Source organism: Telluribacter humicola (genome assembly GCF_017355935.1).
Taxonomy (GTDB): domain Bacteria; phylum Bacteroidota; class Bacteroidia; order Cytophagales; family Spirosomataceae; genus Telluribacter; species Telluribacter humicola.
In genome coordinates this window covers 1,548,153-1,569,399 of sequence record NZ_JAFIQT010000001.1, presented here as the reverse complement: position 1 = coordinate 1,569,399, position 21,247 = coordinate 1,548,153, and the positions used below count along the sequence as shown (strand labels likewise).

The 21,247-nt window shown below is 50.8% G+C and carries 18 protein-coding genes; 14 read left to right on the top strand and 4 right to left on the bottom strand.

The annotated features are described in order from the left end of the window. Positions 1-190: 190 nt before the first annotated feature. The 9 genes from argS to JUB14_RS06725 all read left to right on the top strand — a co-directional run bounded on the left by argS (position 191) and on the right by JUB14_RS06725 (position 11,614). Positions 191-1,969 (top strand): arginine--tRNA ligase, encoded by a 1,779-nt coding sequence (argS, locus tag JUB14_RS06765; protein ID WP_207505108.1) that lies wholly within the window; start codon positions 191-193, stop codon positions 1,967-1,969. Positions 1,970-2,092: 123 nt separating this feature from the next. Further along, entirely contained in the window at positions 2,093-2,677 is a 585-nt protein-coding gene (locus tag JUB14_RS06760) for a glutathione peroxidase (protein ID WP_207505107.1), read from the top strand. 68 nt (positions 2,678-2,745) lie between these two features. Next, complete coding sequence (locus JUB14_RS06755) at positions 2,746-3,639, top strand: 1,4-dihydroxy-2-naphthoate polyprenyltransferase (protein ID WP_207505106.1); 894 nt, start codon at positions 2,746-2,748, stop codon at positions 3,637-3,639. A 239-nt stretch (positions 3,640-3,878) separates the two neighbouring features. Beyond that, positions 3,879-5,381, top strand: coding sequence for a TolC family protein (locus JUB14_RS06750; protein WP_229367567.1), 1,503 nt, complete (start codon positions 3,879-3,881; stop codon positions 5,379-5,381). A 65-nt stretch (positions 5,382-5,446) separates the two neighbouring features. Next, a complete protein-coding gene (locus JUB14_RS06745) occupies positions 5,447-6,856 on the top strand; it encodes an efflux RND transporter periplasmic adaptor subunit (protein WP_207505105.1) in 1,410 nt (469 codons plus the stop codon). A 344-nt stretch (positions 6,857-7,200) separates the two neighbouring features. Continuing rightward, positions 7,201-8,208 carry an NAD(P)H-dependent glycerol-3-phosphate dehydrogenase gene (locus JUB14_RS06740; protein WP_207505104.1) on the top strand — a complete coding sequence of 336 codons (1,008 nt, stop codon included), beginning with the start codon at positions 7,201-7,203 and terminating at the stop codon, positions 8,206-8,208. 163 nt (positions 8,209-8,371) lie between these two features. Next, positions 8,372-9,766: a leucyl aminopeptidase family protein gene (locus JUB14_RS06735; protein ID WP_207505103.1), complete on the top strand. Its 1,395-nt coding sequence runs from the start codon at positions 8,372-8,374 to the stop codon at positions 9,764-9,766. Between the two features lie 222 nt (positions 9,767-9,988). After that, positions 9,989-11,209 (top strand): ATP-grasp domain-containing protein, encoded by a 1,221-nt coding sequence (locus JUB14_RS06730; protein ID WP_207505102.1) that lies wholly within the window; start codon positions 9,989-9,991, stop codon positions 11,207-11,209. 12 nt (positions 11,210-11,221) lie between these two features. Beyond that, entirely contained in the window at positions 11,222-11,614 is a 393-nt protein-coding gene (locus tag JUB14_RS06725) for a hypothetical protein (RefSeq protein WP_207505101.1), read from the top strand. Positions 11,615-11,782: 168 nt separating this feature from the next. Here JUB14_RS06725 and JUB14_RS06720 read toward each other — a convergent pair whose 3' ends face one another. Beyond that, positions 11,783-12,526 carry a class I SAM-dependent methyltransferase gene (locus JUB14_RS06720; RefSeq protein WP_207505100.1) on the bottom strand — a complete coding sequence of 248 codons (744 nt, stop codon included), beginning with the start codon at positions 12,524-12,526 and terminating at the stop codon, positions 11,783-11,785. A 166-nt stretch (positions 12,527-12,692) separates the two neighbouring features. Between JUB14_RS06720 and JUB14_RS06715 the strand changes: the two genes are divergently transcribed. Then, positions 12,693-14,033, top strand: a complete 1,341-nt coding sequence (locus JUB14_RS06715) for a Gfo/Idh/MocA family protein (RefSeq protein ID WP_207505099.1) — start codon at positions 12,693-12,695, stop codon at positions 14,031-14,033. Between the two features lie 75 nt (positions 14,034-14,108). Here the strand turns inward: JUB14_RS06715 and JUB14_RS06710 are convergent, their stop codons facing one another. Together JUB14_RS06710 and JUB14_RS06705 are read right to left on the bottom strand one after the other, a co-directional pair. Continuing rightward, positions 14,109-14,594, bottom strand: coding sequence for a hypothetical protein (locus JUB14_RS06710; protein WP_229367566.1), 486 nt, complete (start codon positions 14,592-14,594; stop codon positions 14,109-14,111). A gap of 41 nt (positions 14,595-14,635) precedes the next feature. Next, complete coding sequence (locus tag JUB14_RS06705) at positions 14,636-14,866, bottom strand: hypothetical protein (protein ID WP_207505098.1); 231 nt, start codon at positions 14,864-14,866, stop codon at positions 14,636-14,638. Positions 14,867-15,174: 308 nt separating this feature from the next. Between JUB14_RS06705 and JUB14_RS06700 the strand changes: the two genes are divergently transcribed. From JUB14_RS06700 to JUB14_RS06690, 3 genes are all read left to right on the top strand, one after another. Further along, entirely contained in the window at positions 15,175-16,095 is a 921-nt protein-coding gene (locus tag JUB14_RS06700) for a 3-keto-disaccharide hydrolase (RefSeq protein ID WP_374757794.1), read from the top strand. 12 nt (positions 16,096-16,107) lie between these two features. Next, on the top strand, positions 16,108-17,208 hold the full coding sequence (locus JUB14_RS06695; RefSeq protein WP_207505097.1) for a family 20 glycosylhydrolase: 1,101 nt from the start codon (positions 16,108-16,110) through the stop codon (positions 17,206-17,208). A 180-nt stretch (positions 17,209-17,388) separates the two neighbouring features. Further along, complete coding sequence (locus JUB14_RS06690; protein WP_207505096.1) at positions 17,389-18,315, top strand: alpha/beta hydrolase; 927 nt, start codon at positions 17,389-17,391, stop codon at positions 18,313-18,315. A gap of 3 nt (positions 18,316-18,318) precedes the next feature. Here the strand turns inward: JUB14_RS06690 and JUB14_RS06685 are convergent, their stop codons facing one another. Continuing rightward, a complete protein-coding gene (locus JUB14_RS06685; protein WP_207505095.1) occupies positions 18,319-20,388 on the bottom strand; it encodes a BatA domain-containing protein in 2,070 nt (689 codons plus the stop codon). 311 nt (positions 20,389-20,699) lie between these two features. Between JUB14_RS06685 and JUB14_RS06680 the strand changes: the two genes are divergently transcribed. Next, complete coding sequence (locus tag JUB14_RS06680; protein WP_229367565.1) at positions 20,700-21,224, top strand: YcxB family protein; 525 nt, start codon at positions 20,700-20,702, stop codon at positions 21,222-21,224. Positions 21,225-21,247: the final 23 nt, after the last annotated feature.

Here is a 21,247-nt window from a genome sequence, read left to right as displayed (position 1 = left end):
TCGAAATATACAAAAACTCACTGACACCTTAACCCAAATTCATCAATAAGGTTAGTCGAAGGTAAGGCACCGAGCTATTTTTAACCTACTTTTGTGACCTGGCTACTACTGTACCTATAACGACGACACCAGACCAATCATGTCTGTCCGGATGTGATTCTTTGTATATCAATTATTTTACTAAAAAATCATGAATATTGAAGCTACGCTGAAAGACGACATCCGTCAGGCTATTCAGGAATGTTTTCAGACCTCCGTGGAGGATATTATACTTCAGCCCACCAAAAAAGAATTCGAAGGTTTCTACACGTTTGTTACGTTTCCGCTGACCAAGGCACTCCGCCGCTCACCCGTCGAGATCGGACAAACCATAGGCAACTACCTGACCGAGCACTCATCGGTAGTGGAGGGCTTCAATGTCGTACAGGGCTTCCTGAACATCAGTCTGAAAAACTCTACCTGGCTGGATCTGCTCAGCAGCATCAGTAATAATCCTGACCACGGCTCCTTCCCGGCCAATGGCCAGTCTGTGATGGTGGAGTTTTCGTCACCCAACACCAATAAGCCGCTCCACCTGGGTCACCTACGTAATAACTTTCTGGGTAGTTCGGTTGCGCGTATCTTGTCAGCCAATGGCTATGAGGTAGTAAAGACCTGCCTCGTCAATGACCGGGGGGTGCATATATGTAAGTCCATGCTGGCCTACCGCGAGCTAGGCAACGGCGAAACGCCCGAGACCTCCGACCTGAAAGGTGACCACCTGGCCGGTAAGTACTACGTGGAATTTGATAAAGAATACAAGCGCCAGATCAAAGACCTGGTAGCGCAGGGAATGAACGAAGAGGAAGCCGCCAAGAAAGCCCCCTGGATACTGGAAGCGCACGAACTGCTCCGCAAGTGGGAACAGGGCGATGCCGAAACCGTAACCTTGTGGCAGAAGATGAACGGCTGGGTGTACGAAGGCTTTAACGAGACCTACAACAAGATCGGCGTTAGCTTCGACAAGACCTACTACGAGTCAGATACCTACCTGCTGGGTAAGGATATTATAGAAGAAGGCTTACAAAAGGGAGTATTCTACCAGAAAGAGGACGGGTCGGTGTGGATAGACCTGACCGAAGAAGGCCTGGATCAGAAACTGGTACTTCGCGGTGATGGTACTTCGGTGTATATCACGCAGGACCTGGGTACTACCGAGCTAAAGTACCAGGACTTCCACAGCGACCGCTATATATGGGTAGTAGGTAACGAGCAGGACTACCACTTCAACGTCCTGTTTGCGATCCTGAAACGCCTGGGCCGTAGCTACGCCGACGGCTGCTTCCACCTCAGCTACGGCATGGTGGACCTGCCTACCGGTAAGATGAAATCACGCGAAGGTACCGTAGTGGATGCCGACGACCTGATTCAGGAAATGTACGATACCGCCGAAAGTCGTACCCGCGATCTGGGTAAGATTGAAGACTTCAATAGCGACGAGGCTAAGCAACTGTACCATACCCTGGCGCTGGGTGCCCTGAAGTACTACCTGCTCAAGGTAGACCCCAAGAAGCGGATGCTTTTCAACCCTGAGGAATCCATTGACTTCCAGGGACATACCGGACCCTTTATCCAGTATACCTACGCCCGTGTTCGCTCTATTCTGCGCAAGGCTGAGCAGGCAGGTATACAGGCCGGCGTACCGGCTGACTATGCATCGGTACATCCGGCGGAGCAGGAGGTTATCTTTTACCTAGCGCAGTACCCGTCGCGGGTCAAGACAGCCGGTGAGGAGTTTGCCCCATCTGTTATATCACTCTATGCCTTTGAACTGGCCAAGGTATATAACCAGTTCTATGCCGAGCTGTCGATCTTCTCGGACCCGGATTCCCAGGCGGTACAGCTAAGGGTAGCCCTGTCGGCTGCAGTAGCTGAAACAATCCGTCACGCCATGGCGTTATTGGGCATAGATGTACCGGAAAAGATGTAGGTAAAGAGCTGTTAGCGAGCAGGTGTAAGTAATTAGCTTTATAAAGTCTACACTTCTGGCACAAAGGCTTCAGTATAGATAGTACCAGTACCTAATAAGTTACCACTCTAACCTCTCTATCCTATGCAATTCATTAAATTGGCAATCCTTATGCTGTTTTCCCTGATCACAGGACTATTTGCAAATAAAAAAGAAGTAAAAGTGAGACCAGAAACTACCGTGGAAGCTTCACAGACGCTCTATAACTTCAAGATGAAATCGCTCATTGGCGATGATGAGATCGATTTCAAAAAATACAAAGGCAAAAAAGTAGTCCTCCTGAATGTAGCCTCCGAGTGCGGCTTTACCCCACAGTACGCCGACTGGCAGGCTTTCCACGAGAAGTATGGTGATAAGATAGTTGTACTGGGTTTTCCGGCTAACAACTTCGGAGGCCAGGAGCCCGGCAGTGAGCAGGAGATCGCTACCTTCTGCCAGAAGAACTACGGCGTTACCTTCCAGTTGTTCGACAAGATCAGCGTGACCGGCAGCGATCAGCACCCACTGTACAAGTGGCTGTCGACCAAGTCCCTGAACGGCTGGAACGACAAAGCACCCACCTGGAACTTCTGTAAGTACGTGGTGGACGAGAAAGGACAACTTACCCACTTCTTTGCCTCGGCTGTCAAGCCCAATGACCCGGAGTTTAAGAAGGCCGTTGGCCTGTAAGATACTTTTACCCAAAAGCGTTATGTTTCGGAGTACTACCTGAAGCATAACGCCTACCACCTCTACAAATGAAATCCTGGATCGAAGCGGCTCGCCCGCGTACTTTGCCCCTGGCACTTTCGTGCATCCTGATGGGCAGTTTTCTGGCTGCGGCCCACGGGCAACTCAACTGGCCGGTGGCTCTGCTGAGTGCCCTTACTACCATATTCCTACAGGTACTTTCTAACTTCGCCAACGACTACGGCGACGCCGTCAATGGCAAGGATACTGATCTGCGCGAAGGGCCTCGTCGGGCGGTACATGCCGGACATATTACGGCTCAAAGCATGCTCAGGGCCATCATCCTGTTTTCGTTGCTCTCGCTGCTATCAGGGCTAAGCCTGCTGTACATCGCTCTGCAGGGGGCTCCTGCCAATACCTTCTGGGTGTTTCTGGGTATGGGACTGGCCTGCATCGCGGCGGCCATTACCTACACCGCCGGCAAGCGCCCCTACGGCTACGTGGGTCTGGGTGACCTGTCAGTACTGATCTTCTTTGGTTGGGTGGGGGTACTGGGTAGCTACTACCTGCACACGCTGGTCTGGAACTGGGACCTGTTCCTGCCCGCTACCAGTTGTGGCCTGTTCGCAGTAGCGGTACTGAACATCAACAACATCCGTGACATTGAGTCAGATCGGGCTACGGGCAAAAATTCCATTCCTGTACGTCTGGGCCGCGAACGCGCCGTGCGCTACCACTGGGCTATCCTCACGCTGGGTATGGGATGCATACTGCTTTACACGCTCCTGAACTACACTCATTTTACCCAGCTCCTGTTCCTGCTTAGCTTTCCGCTCTTTATCCGCAATGGTCTGGCCGTATCGCGCCTGCGCCGTGCCAGCGAGCTGGACCCTTACCTCAAGCAGATGGCTCTGTCGACGCTCCTGTTCGTGGTACTGTTCGGGATTGGAGTGGTAGTGTAGACTCGTAAAATGCCTTTATTCTTTCCTGAATCCAGAAGTTGATTGTCATCCTGATAATCATCCTGTTACTGCTACTTCTCATTTAATGGAAGCGTATTACTGGCCGATCTGGAACCTGCCTTGTTCTAACTAATCAGCCTTATTCCCCGTTATTACAACCTATTTGACCGCCCGTCCCAAACGGATGGGCGGTTTACTATTGATCGTGTAATATTGAAATTGTCAAACTGCATCATTCCATGAGTCATTTTATACGGAAGTTCGTAATTGGCCTGATGCTACTGTCAGGTGGCTGGTACCTACCAGAAGTCAAGGCACAGGTTACAGTACAAAACCAGGTTACAGTTCCTGACCGTCCTCTCACGCTCGAAGAGTGTCTGGGCATAGCCCTGAGTAATAACCCCCAGGTCAAGCAAGCCGAACTGCAGGTGCAGTCCAATGGCAATATCTATGAGCAGTCGAAGTGGCAGCGCTGGCCCAGCCTGAGCTTCAGCGCCTCGCAGGGATTTAGCTTTGGTCGTAACATTGACCCCTTTACCAACCAGTTTGTTCAGCAGAACATTGCCTTTAACAACTACCAGCTGGGGAGCAGTGCCACGCTGTTTAATGGTTTTCAGATACAGAACTCTATCCGACAGAATAACCTTACCCTGCAGGCCAGTCAAAAAGACCTGGCGGCTACCCGCAATGATATCATGCTGAACGTGGCACTGGGCTATCTGCAGGTACTGGGTAACAAGGAGCTCATTGAAGTAGCTCAGCGGCAGGTAGAAGCTACCCAGCTACAGCTGGACCGCACCCAGAAACTGGTTCAGGCGGGCTCGCTGGCGGAGAGTAACCTGTTTGATCTGAGAGCCCAACTGGCCAATGACGAGCTGTCGCTGGTCAATGCCCAGAACAATCTGGAGTCATCCAAGCTCACCCTCAAGCAACTGATGAACCTGCCCGGTGGACAGGATATAGAGGTAGCCCCTATGACCATTGGTGATCCTGGTCTGGCGGCCTATGATGCCACCGCCCAGGAGGTATTTGAGACGGCTGTCCGGAACCTGCCGCAGATGCAGGCTGCCGAGCTTCGGATTGCTGCCGCAGCCAAGGGGGTGGAAATAGCCAAGGGAGTCCGGCTCCCTACCCTCCTGCTGAATGGAGGCATCAGCACCGCCTATTCCAGTGCTGCCCCCAGCGAACGTTTTGTGGCCGACGGAAGCGGCTCCCGTACCATGGAGGTACCTTCCAGTACCCGTTTTGTAGAAGCCAACGGCTTTCGTGTTCCGGTCGTAGACATTGTCACAGTTCCCAATGGTTCGATCCGACAGTTTGGGTACCTGGACCAGCTTGACTTCAACCGTAACTCCTCGCTGAACCTTAGTCTGCGTATCCCCATCTTTACCAATTACCAGACCAAGTACCAGATTGCTAATGCCAGAATTCAGCAGCAGAACATCGAATACCAGTCGCAGATTGTGCGGCAACAGATCAGGCAGAACGTGGAGCAGGCCTACATAGATATGACTAACGCCGCCAAACGCTATGTAGCTACGCTTAATCAGGTCAGGGCGCAGGAGGAAGCCTTTCGGGTAGCTGAGAGCCGGTTTGGCGTTGGCGCGATCAACTCCGTAGAATACAACATTGCCAAAGCCAACCTTGACCGCTCCCGGGCAAATCTGGTCCAGGCAAAATATGATTACGTATTCCGAACCAAAGTACTGGACTTTTATATGAACAAACCTCTGTCTGAATAGTCGGGCAACAGGTATACAAGATGATTAAGACGTACCCTCATTGACCATTAAACAATCTACTAATTATGGCTCGTAAATCTTCAAATCGTTTGTGGTGGATACTGGGTGGTATTGTGCTGGTACTGGTAGCCGGGCTGGTTGTAGCCAAGCAGGTCGGCTGGATCGGTCAGACCAAACCTATAGAGGTGGAGCTTGCCCAGGTAAAACGTACAGACATCATAGAGCGGGTCAGTGCTTCGGGCCGCGTACAGCCCGAGGTGGAAGTGAAACTCAGCCCGGATGTATCAGGCGAAATTATAGGCCTGTATGTTGAAGAAGGAGACTCCGTAGTAAAAGGCCAGCTACTATTAAAAATCCGCCCTGACAACTACGAATCGCAGATGGCCCGCGCCCAGGCTTCGGTCAATTCCAGCCGGGCTTCCTTCGAGCAGGCCCGCGCCCAGCAGGCCCAGATTGAGGCCCGCCTGATCCGGGCCAAAGCCGACTTTGAACGCAACCGGAAGCTATTTGAAGATAAAGTGGTATCTGCCGCTGATTTTGAGCAGATCCGGGCCAACTACGAAGTAGCTCAGCAGGAAATAGAGGCCGCCAAAGCCAATGTACAGGCCGCTCAGTACAACATACGCAGTGCCGAAGCAGGCCTGCGGGATGCTGCCGAAAACCTACGTAAGACGACCATCTTCGCCCCAGTAAGCGGTACTATATCACTATTGAATGTCGAGATTGGTGAACGCGTAGTAGGTACTTCCCAGATGGCCGGTACCGAGCTGATGCGTATTGCTAACCTCAACAATATGGAGGTGCGCGTGAATGTTAATGAGAATGATATCGTACGGGTAGCGCTGGGCGACACCGCCGAAATAGATGTGGATGCTTACAGCTCTACCGACCGTAAGTTCAAAGGGGTAGTGACCGAAATCGCGAATACAGCCAGCGGCTTAGCTGCCTCCGGGGCATCAGCTTCACTCTCTTCCGCCGCCGATGCCGTCACAGAGTTTGAAGTAAAAATCCGGATCATGAACGAGTCTTTCCGCGACCTGATGCCCAAAAGAGGAAAGAAAAACTATCCATTCAAACCGGGTATGACAGCTTCCGTTGATATTATTACGGAGCGAAAGGCTAATGTACTATCTGTACCCATAGCTGCTGTAACCACCCGCGATACGACCGCTGCCCAACCAGCCCCTCAGGGACAACAGCCGGCCCCCGCTAACCAGCAGGCCACTACTCCGACCAAAGCGGCCCCTATTCAGGAGGTTGTATTTGTACAAAAAGAAGGGAAGGCACAGCGTCGGGAGGTTACAACGGGCATCAGTGACTTTGAGAATATTGAAATAGTATCAGGTGTTTCTGCAGGCGAAGTGGTAGTTTCCGGACCTTTTGCAGTGATCTCTAAACGTCTCAGTGACGGTGACTTAATACAAAAAAAGCAACCGGAAGCGAAAAAAGACCAGAAATCATCCAATGAAAACTGAAAGTAGAGCGTTGTAACTACATAATTCGATTTAGTTTAGGTTAAGAAGATGGAAATCCTCGTGGCACCTGCCGCGAGGATTTTTCTTCTTGCCTGCCCCGACTCCCCTGTTTTGCTACTATTGCTACCGCTACCCTTTCTGCTTCTCTGCTTCCCTGCCCGCTGAATTATACCTTCATTTTGTGCCATATTGAAAAGATTTTGGTTAAATAAGGGGCTGCTTCCATGAAGGAAGCGTAGTTTTAGCCCCTAAAACAGAAATTAGCACCTTTGAAAGTGAGTGGTCTCCTTTGGGCTGTGGCCTGATTGGAGTTACCTATCTCAGTATTCACCTGGAAAGTACCTATGAGCATCACATCTCCGGAAAAAATTGCCGTCGTAGGAGGCGGAAGCTGGGCCACCGCCCTCGTAAAAATCCTTTGCGAACAACCCAACGTCCAGGTACGCTGGTGGCTCCGTAACGCCGAAGACATTGCCCATATCCGTACCTACCACCACAACCCCAGCTACCTGAGCGACGTATACCTACCTCCCAAAAAAGTAAAGGTGTGTGAAAAAATCCGGGATGCGGTACGGGAAGCTACCTATGTTATACTTGCCATACCGGCAGCCTTTGTGCAGGAGCCCATGCAGGAACTCACTGCCGAACACCTCCGCGGCAAACGGATTGTTTCAGCCATTAAGGGCATGGTACCTACCAGTAATCAACTGGTCACCGACTGGGTCGAAAGTACTTTTGAAGTACCTATGGACGATATATGCGTCATAGCGGGTCCATGTCACGCCGAGGAGGTAGCCCTCGAGAAGCAAAGTTATCTGACCATTGCCTCCACCGGCCATAGCTGCGCTGAGGACTTCGCCCGGCTCATGACTTGCCGCTATGTTACGGCCCATCCATTGACGGACCTGTACGGAGTAGAATACGCCGCCGTGATGAAAAACATCGTAGCACTGGCTTGCGGCATTACACACGGTATTGGCTACGGTGATAACTTCCAGGCCGTGATGGTATCTAACGCCATGCAGGAGATCCGCCGCTTTGTCACAGCCGTTGACCCCCGGGAGCGTGATCTGAGTTCGTCGGCCTACCTAGGCGACCTGCTGGTTACAGCCTACTCACAGTTTAGCCGTAACCGGTTGTTTGGCAATATGATCGGCCGTGGTTACAGCGTAAAAGCCGCCCAGCTGGAAATGAAAATGATTGCCGAAGGCTACTACGCCGCCAATAGCATTCAAACCATGAACAAAAACTACGGGGTGGAAATGCCCATCACAGAAGCGGTATACCGTATCCTCTACAAGCGGGCCGCTCCGGCTCAGGAAATGGAGGCTCTGAAGAAGTACCTGAAGTAGTAGAATAGTAGCCGATCGTAGAAGTTCAAAACAAAATCCTGCTCAGGGAAATTAATTATGAGAGGTACATCCATACTGGTTTCGTCAATACCGGGTACCTGACGAACTATCGAGTGATTTTTTCTACTTTGTCTGAACCTGTCTACCTATACTACTACCTGCTATGAATATATCACGAGTCCAGAACAGGGACGAGTCACAGTTGCTTATCCAGCTTTTTGAAGAGGCTCCGGCCAGTCATGCACACTTCAAAGCCGAGAAAAATGAAACCTGGTGGCCTTCTGAGAAAGAGCTCTGGCTGGGTCTGGGGAAGAAGCCCACTACCGCCGGAATACTAAAAACAGTCCGTCTGCTCTTTCATAAGCGCAAAGAGCGCTGGCCGGCTCAGTTGGTACTGGACCTCCGTAACCAGTCTCTGGACTGGGTAGAAGCCGCCGTTACCGGTGTGGTACTTGGCGGTTATAACATTCAGCTATACAAATCGGACCGAAAGCCCCTCTCCCCCCTCTACGGCGAAAAAGGACAGCTGCACATCTGGACAGAAACAGAAGCTACTCACGAAGTAGACAAGACTATTCGTAAGGCCCACGAAACGGCTCTGGTACAAATGCGGATCATGGACCTGATGAACAGTCCGGGTAATAAGAAGCCGCCGCGTGTACTGGCCGAGTGGGCCCTGGAGTCGGGTCGGCAGTACGGCTACCGCGTTACAGTACTGGAAGAGGATGCCCTGCAGGCCATGGGTATGCATGCGCTGTTGTCGGTCAACAAAGGTAGTGTGGAGCCTCCGGTCATGATCCTGACCGACTATACCCCCGAGAAATACGAAAAGACCGTTGCGCTGGTAGGTAAGGGTATCACCTTTGACACCGGAGGTATCTCCATAAAGCCTTCCGCCAATATGCACCTGATGAAGAGTGATATGGGCGGAGCGGGAGCCGTACTAGGTGCCGTAGAACTGGCGGCCCGGCTGAAGCTGCCGGTACGGGTGCTGGGTATCATCCCATCCACCGAAAACTGCGTGGACGGAGCCAGTACCAAGCCGGGAGATGTAATAGACTCGTATGCCGGCAAGACCATTGAAGTCATTGATACCGATGCGGAGGGCAGGTTGGTCCTGGCCGACGGCCTTAGCTACGCCGTCAGGGAGCTCAAGCCCGATGTACTTATTGACCTCGCCACCCTGACCGGCAGCGTTATCCAGACGCTGGGTTACCACGCCGCCGGCCTTTTTACCAATAACGATGACCTGGCCTCCCAACTCACTGTGGCCGCCGAAACAACCGGTGAGCGGGTATGGCGCCTACCCATCTGGGACGACTACAAAGAAGAGATCAGCTCCGATATCGCTGATGTCAAAAATTTCCACGGCAAGCCCCTGGCCGGTGCTATTGTCGCCGCTAAGTTTCTGGAAGTATTTACGGATGAGCATCCCGTCTGGGCGCATCTGGACATAGCCGGTACCGCCTTCGGCGACGCTGAGTTTATACCCAACCGGGCAGGTACCGCTTACGGAGTGCGGCTCCTGCGCCAGTACCTGGAGGGGCTAGTCGGTTAAGAGTTCATCGGGTGTTGATTGCTGATGATTGTATTAGCTTAGGTAAAACACAGTGTAATACATTCATTGATGCGGTAGGCCCGGTACCCGACATTTTCGGGTTGAGAAGTGAAAGTTTATTTCGCACTTTCGCTTATTCGCCATTGGCTCGGTGGCTCATACATCCAATATTCTCTATATTTGGTAAAACGACAAACAGAGATTCCTAAATCAGCCTACACCATGCCACGACCTCTCACTTTTCTTTGTATATCGTCATACTTCAAAGGGAACGACTTTCTCAAAGCCTGCAAGGAAGCCGGCAATACCGTATTTCTGCTTACCAACAAAAAGCTGGAAGGCCGGACCTGGGTACGCGATTCCATAGATGACTTCTTCTATATGGAAGAAGAATCGGACGGTAGCTACAACATGCAGAATGTTATCAAAGGCCTGGCGTACGTCATGCGCACCCGACCCGTAGACCGTATAGTAGCGCTGGATGACTTTGATGTAGAGAAAGCAGCCCTGCTACGTGAAGCCTTTCGTATACCGGGTATGGGACAGACAACGGCCCGCTACTTCCGCGATAAGCTGGCCATGCGGGCCAAGGCCGCCGAGGCTGGTATTCGCATTCCGGCTTTCTCAGCCTTGTTCAACGACTTTGCCATCCACCAGTTTACCGAGCGTACGCCCGGCCCCTGGATGATTAAGCCTCGTTCGGAGGCTTCGTCTACGGGTATCAAAAAACTACATACCACCGAAGAGCTCTGGGAAGTCATCCACAACCTGGGCGACCGACGCCATGAGTACCTGGTCGAGCAGTACAAGCCGGGTGAGGTGTACCACGTCGACTCCCTGTCGATGAATGGGCGGGTCATTTTCATCTGGTCCAATCAGTACATAGCACCGCCCTACGATGTGGCGCATGGCGGAGGGATATTCCGATCGGTTACGGTACCTTTTAATACCTCCGAGTCGCGTGCCCTCGAGACCATGACCATAGATGTACTGAAGGCCTTCGGTATGCAGCACAGTGCCTCGCATACCGAAATAATCCGGAGCCACGAAGATGGTCAGTACTACTTCCTCGAAACCTCTTCCCGCGTAGGCGGAGCCCACCTGGCTGATATGGTAGAGGCCTCGTCGGGAGTAAATCTGTGGCGGGAGTGGGCCAAGATGGAAACCGCGGTAGCGCACGGGGAGAGCGAAAAGTACAAGCTGGCCCCTATCCGCAACGAGTACTCAGGCATTATTATTTCGCTGGCGCGCCAGCAGTGGCCGGACCTGGCGCCTTTCAGCGCACCGGAAGTAGTGTGGACTATGCAGGAAGAGTACCACGTAGGTTGCGTAGTGCGATCAAAAAGTCGGGAACGGGTAGTTGAACTACTCAACAATTACGCGGAGATCATCCAGAACGAGTACCACGCCTCCGCTCCTGCCCCCGAGCGGCCTGCTCATTAAGCGATGAGTACTATGAAAAAGCTAGCCTGCCTTCTGGGCGTTATAGCTGTTTTAGCCAGCTGTAAAAATATCTATGTGAAGCCAACGGTACACTTTGTTATTCACAACACAAGTTCAAAATCAATCAAAGAAGCCGTTATTTCAACAGAAGGATATGGAAGGATATACGATTTGTCCCGTGTAGCTACTATTCTTCCCGGCTCTCAGAAGAGTATAGAATCCAATCTCAGGGATAGCAGGGAGATCAAAGAAGGTCAGTATAAAGTTTCTGTTGTGCTTGATACTGAGGATACCCTTCAGGAAGGGTTTGGATACTTCACAAATGGTGTTGATCCAAGCCGTGATAAGACGTATACCATTACAGTCACAGATACTGCTATTGACGTAAAGTATGGCATGAAGTGAGACTATAAGTCAGTTCTCCATTATCCGCCGGGTAACTATCTAATAACAAAATAAAGGGCACAAGCAGGTGTGCATTCCGGATGGTACCTACCACCTGCGGCAAGGTAATAGCCATCCGGAATGCCTGCAAAACTGAATACCTTTGAGCTATGGAGAAATGGTCCTCCCCTACCTGCTGGCCGAAAACCCAATCATGGGTGGCTGTTCCATAAAGGCCGCCCAGTACGACTGCTTCTCGGGCACAGATTCGTGCGGATTCAGGTAGGGCCCTTCCCACTGGAAGTCACGCAACCCGGCCGCGGCAAATGCCTCCGCATAGGTAGGAGCGGGCAAAAAATAATTATCAAAACTAAACTCGGTACCGTCGGGATTGAACATACGGTACTTGATAAAATCACCTTCTTTCCGCTCCTCGGGAGTTTCCTTTACAAAACCATACTTCCGGTAGGTACCATAAAACAGGGGCGAATTCATGGGATTATCGTTGAAGCCAATGTACCGACCGCCGGGTTTTAAGTGGGTATATACTATCCGACAAAACTGGTTCAGTTCCTCGCGGGAGCGGGCGTAGTTAAGCAGGTACATCCCTACTACCACATCATACTGCTCCCCCAGCTCCAGGTCAAGTACATCATGTACCAGGTACCGGCAACCGAGTGGCTCGGCCCGTTCGGAGTCTTCGGCCAGGGCAATCATTTCAGCGGATAAATCCACCCCCACTACCTCCTTAGCGCCTTTGAGCTTTAGTTTACGCGAGTAAATCCCTTCTCCGCAGGCCAGGTCAAGTACCCGCAAACCCGTCAGGTCACCGGCTAACTTAAAAAGGGTATATTCTTCAATTTGTTTACGGAAATCCAGTTGCTTGGAATCCCGGTATTCCTGGGCAATGCGGTCGTAGGAGTTGGCGTCCATAGGGTGGAAGTGGTGTAAGGTGGAAAGAGTAGCAAATAAGCTAATTTATTCATTAATAATTATTTAATAAGTGATTTTTCGTTAATGGTACCTTTTATGTAACCATTAGTGCGTATATTAGTATTAAGATCCTGCACCAGAACAACGATTCATAATCACTCATCCTATGAAACGACGCTCCTTCATCCAAAAAACCGCTCTCACCGCCTTAGGGACTGGCCTTTTTAGTATTCCTCCTAACCCAATCATAAAGCAATTGCGCAAGCGGGTAGCACCTAGCGACAAGCTTCAGTTGGGCGTTATTGGCTGCAATGGAATGGGTAGAAACGACCTGTTATCGCACCTGAAAATGAGCGAGGTAGAATGTGTGGCCCTGGCCGACGTGGACCAAAACGTCTTATACAGGCAGGCCTTAGATGTAGAGAAGATACAAGGTAGTTGTCCGGCTCTGTATAAGGACTACCGTGAGTTGCTGGATAACCAGGATGTAGACGCGGTTATCATCGGGACTCCTGATCATTGGCACTGTCTGACTCTGACAGATGCTTTATCTGCCGGAAAGCATGTATACTGTGAAAAACCCCTCGCCAACTCCATTGAGGAATGTACTATTATGCTTTCGGCGGCTCGTCGGTACAACAAAATGATCCAGATTGGCCAATGGCAACGCAGCGGATCCCACTATGAAGAAGCCATTGACTACATACGCTCCCAAAAACTCGGTAACATACGTCTGGTCAAGGTATGGTCGTACCAGGGTTGGATGCCTCCTGTGCCCATCAAACCTGACTGCGCACCTCCAGCGGGAGTTGACTACGATATGTGGCTGGGGCCAGCTCCCAGACGCGACTTTAACCCCAACCGCTTCCACTTTAACTTCCGGTGGTTCTGGGACTATGCCGGGGGGCTGATGACTGACTGGGGCGTTCATGAAATTGATATAGCCCTCTATGCCATGAATGCCAAAGTACCCAAGTCGGTGATGGCTTCGGGAGGTAAACTGGCCTATCCCGACGACGCTTCCGAAACTCCTGACACTCTACAGGCACTATTCGAATATGATGGCTTTAACATGCTCTGGGAGCACGCCACGGGTATTGATGGAGGTAACTATGGGAAGACCGAAGGAATCGCGTTCATTGGAAACAACGCTACCCTGGTCCTGAATCGCGATGGTTGGGAAGTTCACCCGGAAACCGAAACCAAAAACGGCGTAACAAGCGATAGGGTTGCCGAAATGCCCGTACAGGGTCGCCAGGGAGACTACCTGAGCGCGCACACCCGTGGATTCGTTCAGGCGATTAAGAATAACAACCCGGCGCTCCTGAAATGCGGAATTGAAACCGGCAGCATCGCGGCTATAAACGCGCATATGGGCAACATTGCTTTCAAAACGGGCCGCAAGATCTATTGGGATGAAGCCAGGGGACGGTTTAAAAATGATGCGGAAGCCAATGCGCTTATAAAGGCCAACTACCGGAAGGGCTGGAAGCTACCGGTAGTCTGATTTTTTACCTACACTACAATCAGGAGCGCCCGGTTCGTACCGGGCGCTCCTGCTTATCTTTATAGAAATATCTATTTACTTCTCTTCCCGATTAAATTTTAAAGCAATGCGGGTTAGCTGCGGATAGTCGTAGGCGTTACTCTCCGTTTTCATTTCAAATGAGTCTTCGTATACGTTTACCGGAGCTATTGTCCAGGTACCACCGGTGGTCGTCGTGTCGGCTGCACCTACCTGAATAGTCTGGCTGGCAGGATCTACCTTCCAGCGCAGGGCCATAGGATCTGCTTCTCCTTTAAAATGCCCTACGAAAGTACCATCTTCCCGAAACTGTACTTTCTCCATGTACCTGTCAAAGGTAATGGTACCAAAGCTCTCCATCTTTTTGCCGTCCTTAAAGGTAAGGGCGTCATTGACATATATCTCACTGAGAGTCCATTGGGGAGCTGATGTCAGGCGGCTCTTTGCCTCATCCGGACTATCAGCAGCCTGACGACAGGCAGTGAATACGACAACAGAAAATAGTAGCAGTGCTAACGATAGAATTGGAAACCGAAAGGACATAAGGGTACAGTGGAATGGTATACCGCAAATATACAGTTGGTTCAGGACTCGGCTACACCATCAGGGCTATACATAGTAATAGCCATGATAAAAATGAGGGATCCGAATAACAGCCCGGCTATACCTCCAAACCATAAGAAGGGAGTGGCACTAAGGGTAGCGAAGAACAGGGACAGAACAAGGCCGATTAGATACCAGCTGGACAAACACCCCAGAAAGGCAAAACCAAAGCCTTCCAGAGCACTTCTGAGTCTATTGTGTGTGTCTACCATTTGATTTGTAGATGATTTTATGGCTAATAATGAATTCACATAAAAGAGCCACTTAATATATAAATAGTTGCAATAGCATTTTATTTAAAAATAAACTCATTTTAATACAAAATGTTTAGCCACACCAATTCTACTTGAAATTTCTTATGCAGCCTCTTGTCATGTAGCTACTAATGAGATCTTAACGTAGAGTGATAGACAAACACCCCCATTCTTATGCGTCATATATATTAACTCTAAGTAGTTCTATGGTTATAAATGCCGTTTTTGCCGCTTTGACAGATGTATTTCATAAACATTCTTACTACATGCAGTTTCTGAACAAATCACACCTCCTGATTATAGGTATTATTTCACTGCTTGGTTGCCAGCCGCTGATGGCCCAGAAGAAATCCTCCAATAAGGACAAGAAAGAATGGGTGCAGCTATTCAACGGCAAGGACCTGACGGGCTGGGACATCAAGATAGCAGGCGAGCCCCTGAACAGTAACTACAAGAATACCTTCCGGGTGGAGGATGGGATGATCAAGATTGAGTATGATCAGTACGATAAGTTCAATGAAAAATTTGGACATATGTACTACAACAAGCCTTACTCCTACTACATCCTGCGCTTTCAGTACCGCTTTGTCGGCGACCAACTGGCGGGTGGTGCCTCCTGGAATGTCCGGAACAGCGGTGTCATGCTGCACTCGCAGTCGGCCCAGAGCAACTCCCTGGGGCAGGACTTCCCAGTTTCGCTGGAACTACAGCTACTTGGTGGCCTGGGCAGCGGTGAACGTCATACCGGTAACCTATGTACCCCGGGTACCATCGCCCATGTAGATGATAAGCTCAACCTCAATCACTGCATCGACTCGGACTCAAAAACCTACCACGGCGACCAGTGGGTACAGGTAGAGGCGGTAGTACTGGGCGACTCTATCATTCACCATGTTATTGAAGGTGATACCGTACTTACCTATACCAAACCCATGGTAGGTGGCGGATTTGTGAGTAAAGACTACGATTGGAAAAGAGCCCATATCGACAACGGCGACTACTGGATGCAGCGACAGAACACGCTGCTGGGCGAAGGGTACATAGCCTTACAGGCTGAAAGTCACCCGATCCACTTCCGCAACATCGAACTACTGGACCTCAAAGGCTGCACCGATCCCAAGGCCAGCAACTTTAAGTCGTACTACCAGAAATCAGATAATACGCTCTGCGTGTACGGCAAGAAATAGAGCGATTAGACTATGAAGAACCTGTTACTCATCTTACTGACACTAATCAACAGTACAGTACTGCTCGCTCAAGGTACTGCCTCCGACAGTCTGGCTACGGTGCGGGGCTTTTGCATTGCGGCCCCTACCCCGGCCGAGCACGCCCGCTTTCTGACGTTTATAGAAAAGGAGTTGGCTCCGCGTGGGGTTAATACTCTGGTACTCCGGGTAGACTATAACTACCAGTTCAAGTCACACCCTGAGTTACGTGACCCAAGTGCCCTATCACCTCAACAGGTGAAGCAGATGGTGCAGCTATGCAAAAAGTACGACATCGAGCTCATTCCGCAGATCAACCTGCTGGGACACCAGTCCTGGGCAAGTACTATATCCAACCTGCTGCGGGTGTACCCTCAGTTTGACGAAACGCCCCACGTAGCCATGCCCGAAAAGTATGAGTGGCCCAATGCCGACGGACTCTACTGCAAGAGCTACTGCCCGCTACACCCGGAAGTACACGGGGTGGTATTCAGCCTGGTTGATGAGATCATGGAAGCCTTTGAAGCCAAAGCTTTCCACGCCGGTATGGATGAGGTTTTCTATATCGGTGACGATAAATGTCCCCGCTGCAGTGGCCATGACAAGGCCGAACTATTTGCCGGTGAGATCACCAAGATCCGGAATCACCTGGCGCAGAAGGGGCGCAGGCTGTGGATATGGGGAGACCGACTGCTCGATGGTAAAGCTACCGGCCTTGGTATGTGGGAAGCCAGCATGAACAACACCCACCGGGCGGTAGATATTATACCCAAGGATGTCGTAATATGTGACTGGCACTACAACCGCGCCGAACCCACGGCCGCCTACCTCACTATGAAAGGCTTCGACGTCATTACCTGCCCCTGGAATAAACCGGCCGTAGCTACCGCGCAGTACGAGGCTTTCAAGGATTTCAGAGCTACCGCTAACCCTACTCTGGCTCCCCGCTACCTGGGTCTCATGCAGACGGTATGGTCGGGAGCCGGCAACTTTATGGATATCTACTATAACACCAAGCCCGCTGCCGACGAGCGCCAGAAGGGACCCGTAGATAGCTTTGTACAGCTATTTCAAATCATGAATGCCGGTAAATAAAGCCATATAAATAGTCATCAAAAAGGCGGTGCTGTAAGATCAGCACCGCCTTTTTTAGTAGCATGTTTATCCGTATTGCTGAACATGTTGTCAGCTAATACCGGTACCTATTCCAACTCTTTACGCCTAATAGTCGTTACTCTATAGATAACCCACAACCAAGACCAGACGAGTACCTACATGAGCCTGCGAAACCTACTGCTGACGTACATACTTAAGAAACAACTCAAACGTGATCCGAAAGGAAAAACGCCTATGCAGATTGCCCGTGGTATGCGTTTGGCCATGAACAATTCTCCCTTTGCTATCAAGGAGGCGCCCAAAGGATTTACGTTCGAGCCCGTTGACAATGAATATGTAAAAGGAGAATGGGTATACCAGACTGGTAAAAAGACTACCCGCACAATGCTGTACCTGCACGGAGGAGGCTTTATAGCCGGAAGTCCCGTAACTCATCGCGCTCTGACCATGGCTCTGTCTAAGGCACTCAATGCACGGCTTCTGGTACCTGACTACCGGTTGGCTCCCGAGCATACCTTCCCGGCGGCCCTGCAGGACTCTCACAGAGCGTACCAGTGGCTGCTTGACCAGGGAGTAACTACCACTAGCCTGAGCATAGCCGGTGACTCGGCCGGAGGTGGACTTACCCTTTCGCTGCTCACCCTCCTGCGGGATAGTAACATCCCATTGCCCGGTTTCGGTATTGTCTTTTCGCCATGGGCCGACATGACTGCCTCCGGTACTACACTGGATGCCAATAATGAGTCAGATGCCATGTTTTACGCGGATGGAATACGTATATCGGCCGGTATATATCCGGGAGCATCGGATCCTACAAATCCGTTAATTTCACCGGTTTTCGCGGATTGTCAGGGATTTCCTCCTCTATTGATATTTGCCAGTAGCAGCGAAGTACTGTTGGATGACGCCCGGCGGGTCGCAGATAATGCCAGCAAATGCGGAGTGCTGGTAGATCTGCAGGTATGGCCCAAGCTCCCGCACGTGTGGCCCCTGTTCGTACGGATCCTACCCGAAGCCCGAAAGGCTGTTCGTTATGTAGTGGACTTTGTTAACTGGGTTGACCAGACTACTCCCGCACGCACCTAAGGGTTAGCCTTTCACAAACCGGATCAGCACGATCTCGATCAGCAGGAACGCCAGGGCCGCGTACAGGAAGTACTTCCAGAGATTGGTACCCAGGTTCTGCTCTTCAAACTCACGCGCAAAGGCGGAGTCGTCAATTTTGTCGAAGACCTGTACGTTTTTCTGTCCGGCAAATGCCGTCCGTAGTTCATCGGGGCTGTAATAGTCCAGCTTTGACTCCGTGTTGTCGTGGTTAAGCGCCATTAGCTGCTCTACCTTATCGTCACGAACCAGCTCGTAGTACCCGGCATCCACGGCTTGATCGCCACTTAGCTGGTTGCTCTTGGGCAGCTCCAGCACCAGTTGATTGCCATTGAGTCGCTGTACGGGTATGAGTTCAGCCTTGTTGCGACGCAGCTTGTAGATGGCATTGGGACTGGGATTAGCAACGGTCAACGCTATGGTATTTTCATCGAAGGTATAGGCGGTACGCTGGGCACGCACGCTGGTAGCGGCCATCTTGTACATCACCGGCACAAACAGCGCGTGCTGGGCTACATTGCCGTAGGCTGGTGCAAGAGGAGCACCAAATATATACAACTGCCCCTTTCCGGCGGTAGACTGCGTCAGGTAGGGCTGCCCGTTGCGCAGGGCCAGCAGCACATTACCCCCTCCGCTCCACTGCCAGGTAGTAGCGGCCGAAGGCAGGTTCAGGTTAGTTTCCTGACGTACCGACTCCTCAAATACATCACTGAAGAAAGGTGTGTCCCGGTTGGGAGGACTCAGTGGTACAGATTGCGGGGTACCTTCGCCCCTGGCTATAACACTACGTACGCCCAGATTACCCAGGAAACCACCGTACGCACCTCCATCCGGTGAAGCAGGCGGTATGATGGCCATAGTACCTCCTTTTCGTACAAAATCTTCCAGAGCGGTACGCAGCGAGCCCGATGGCTGCTCTACGCCCTCAAGTACGACCAGGTCAGCCGTTCGGAGCTGCCCTACGTCGACATTCTGCACACTGAAACTCTGGGTACGAAACAGGCTGTCGTTCTGGTATACATTTTCGATGTAGTTACCCCCGTTACGCTGGCCGTAGAGGTGAAGTACCCGGATTACGGGAGAAGCATTGAGGACAAAGAAGTAATCATTATCAAACGTAACCGGAAAATCATCGAAGGTAATGCGCCCCTGACGGTAGCCTTTGCCTTTCAGGCTAAAATTGAAGCGGGCCGTCGCCGAACCATTAGCGGGTACATTGACAGAAGCCGTTGAGCTCTGTGTATTGTCGAGGTAGAGCTTCACCACCATATTTTTGACGGCTTCGCTACCGGAGTTACTTACCTTTACAAATAGGATGTTATTCTGCAGCTCGCGGATAAAAGGCGTATTGAGCCACACCGAATCTACAAAGACGTTCTTCTCAGGAGTAGCCTGTACCGGTACTATAAACAGACGATTGGTAGAATCTACCTTTAGGTTTGACAAGTCACCGACCGTACTTTTCTGAAAATCCGACACCCAGAACAACTGGTTCTGTCCGGCGTTGCGGTGCTGAGCCATGAGGTTTTCCTGCCGGCGGTACACGTCCGACAGGCTGCGGGGCGTGTGCGACAGACCAATGGTAGTGAGGCGGTCACGTATCTTATCCGCCGGACTCAGTCCCTGCTCCTGGGCCGAAAAATCATTGGTGACCAGCTGCATCGAAGTCGCATTCTTAAATACTCCCATCAGATCGCTCAGCCGTCCGGTAGCAATATCCAGATAGCGCTTGTTGTTCAGCTCATTCTGCATACTGTATGAGTTATCGAGGTACAGGCTGGTTACCCCCCGGCGATCCACCGCAATATTACTCCGGCTGGGCAGAAAGGGCTGCGCAAAGGCCAGCACCAGACACACGATCGCCAGTACCCGCGCCGCCAGGATCAGCCAGTGCTTTATCTTCCGGAATGAGCTGGTCTGCGTCTCGACTGCTCTCAGAAAAGCTACGTTCGTGAAGTAGACCCGCTTGGTACGACGGAAATTAAAGAAATGGATAGCGATGGGTACAGCCACAGCCAGCATACCCCAAAGGAACGACGGGAAAAGAAAACTCATTCGGATGCTTAGGTTTATATGCGAACCCTGAAGGAATTGGGAGTGTCAGTTTCGAAAATCTTTCAGGTTACGAGTACTAACGATATTTCAAAGACACAAAGTACGCCAAAATACCTAAACCACTTTTATTTCAAGAGTGTTTCGGCTAAGTCGGCGGCTTTTTCCTAACTTTGCAGTCATTTTGTACTGAAGAATCAGGAACTATCCCTGAGTGATATAGCTTACTGTGAAAAGTAAGGAGAGAGCGATACCATTTACAATTTATTATAACAAAGATTATGGCCAAAGTACCGGTAAATAAACATCAACCTATGTACCAGATGCCGTCCAATCCGGCAGCTGTCAAAACCAAGAAATACGCACTTGACAACAAAAAGTACATTAGCCTGGCGATGCGCCACTTCATCAAAACCCAGTGGAAATGGATATTTGTCCCGCTGGCTTTGATCCTGGTGAATGCTATCCTGGGTATTACTGGTGTATACCCTAATATCTGGATCTACGTGACCATTTTTGTGGGGGTGATACTGTACCTGTTGTTCTGGGTGATCCAGTTTACGGGTATTACGCAGCTGGAGCAGTACAAACCCTTGTTTGAGAAGTACCAGTATGAGATTGACAACCGTCAGATCCTGATGAAGATCAATCAGAAGGAAGGTGGCGTGATGAAGTGGGATCAGATCCAGGAAGTATATAGAGATAAGGATGCCTTTGTGATGGTCATCTCACGTGGTCAGTTTATCTACCTACCCTACAGCATTTTCACCTCAGAGCACGACCTGAAAGTAATGGAGCGTATCCTGAAACAGAAAAACTTTCTGAAAGACCAGCAGTAGTCTCCCTTTTACGTCTTTCGTCA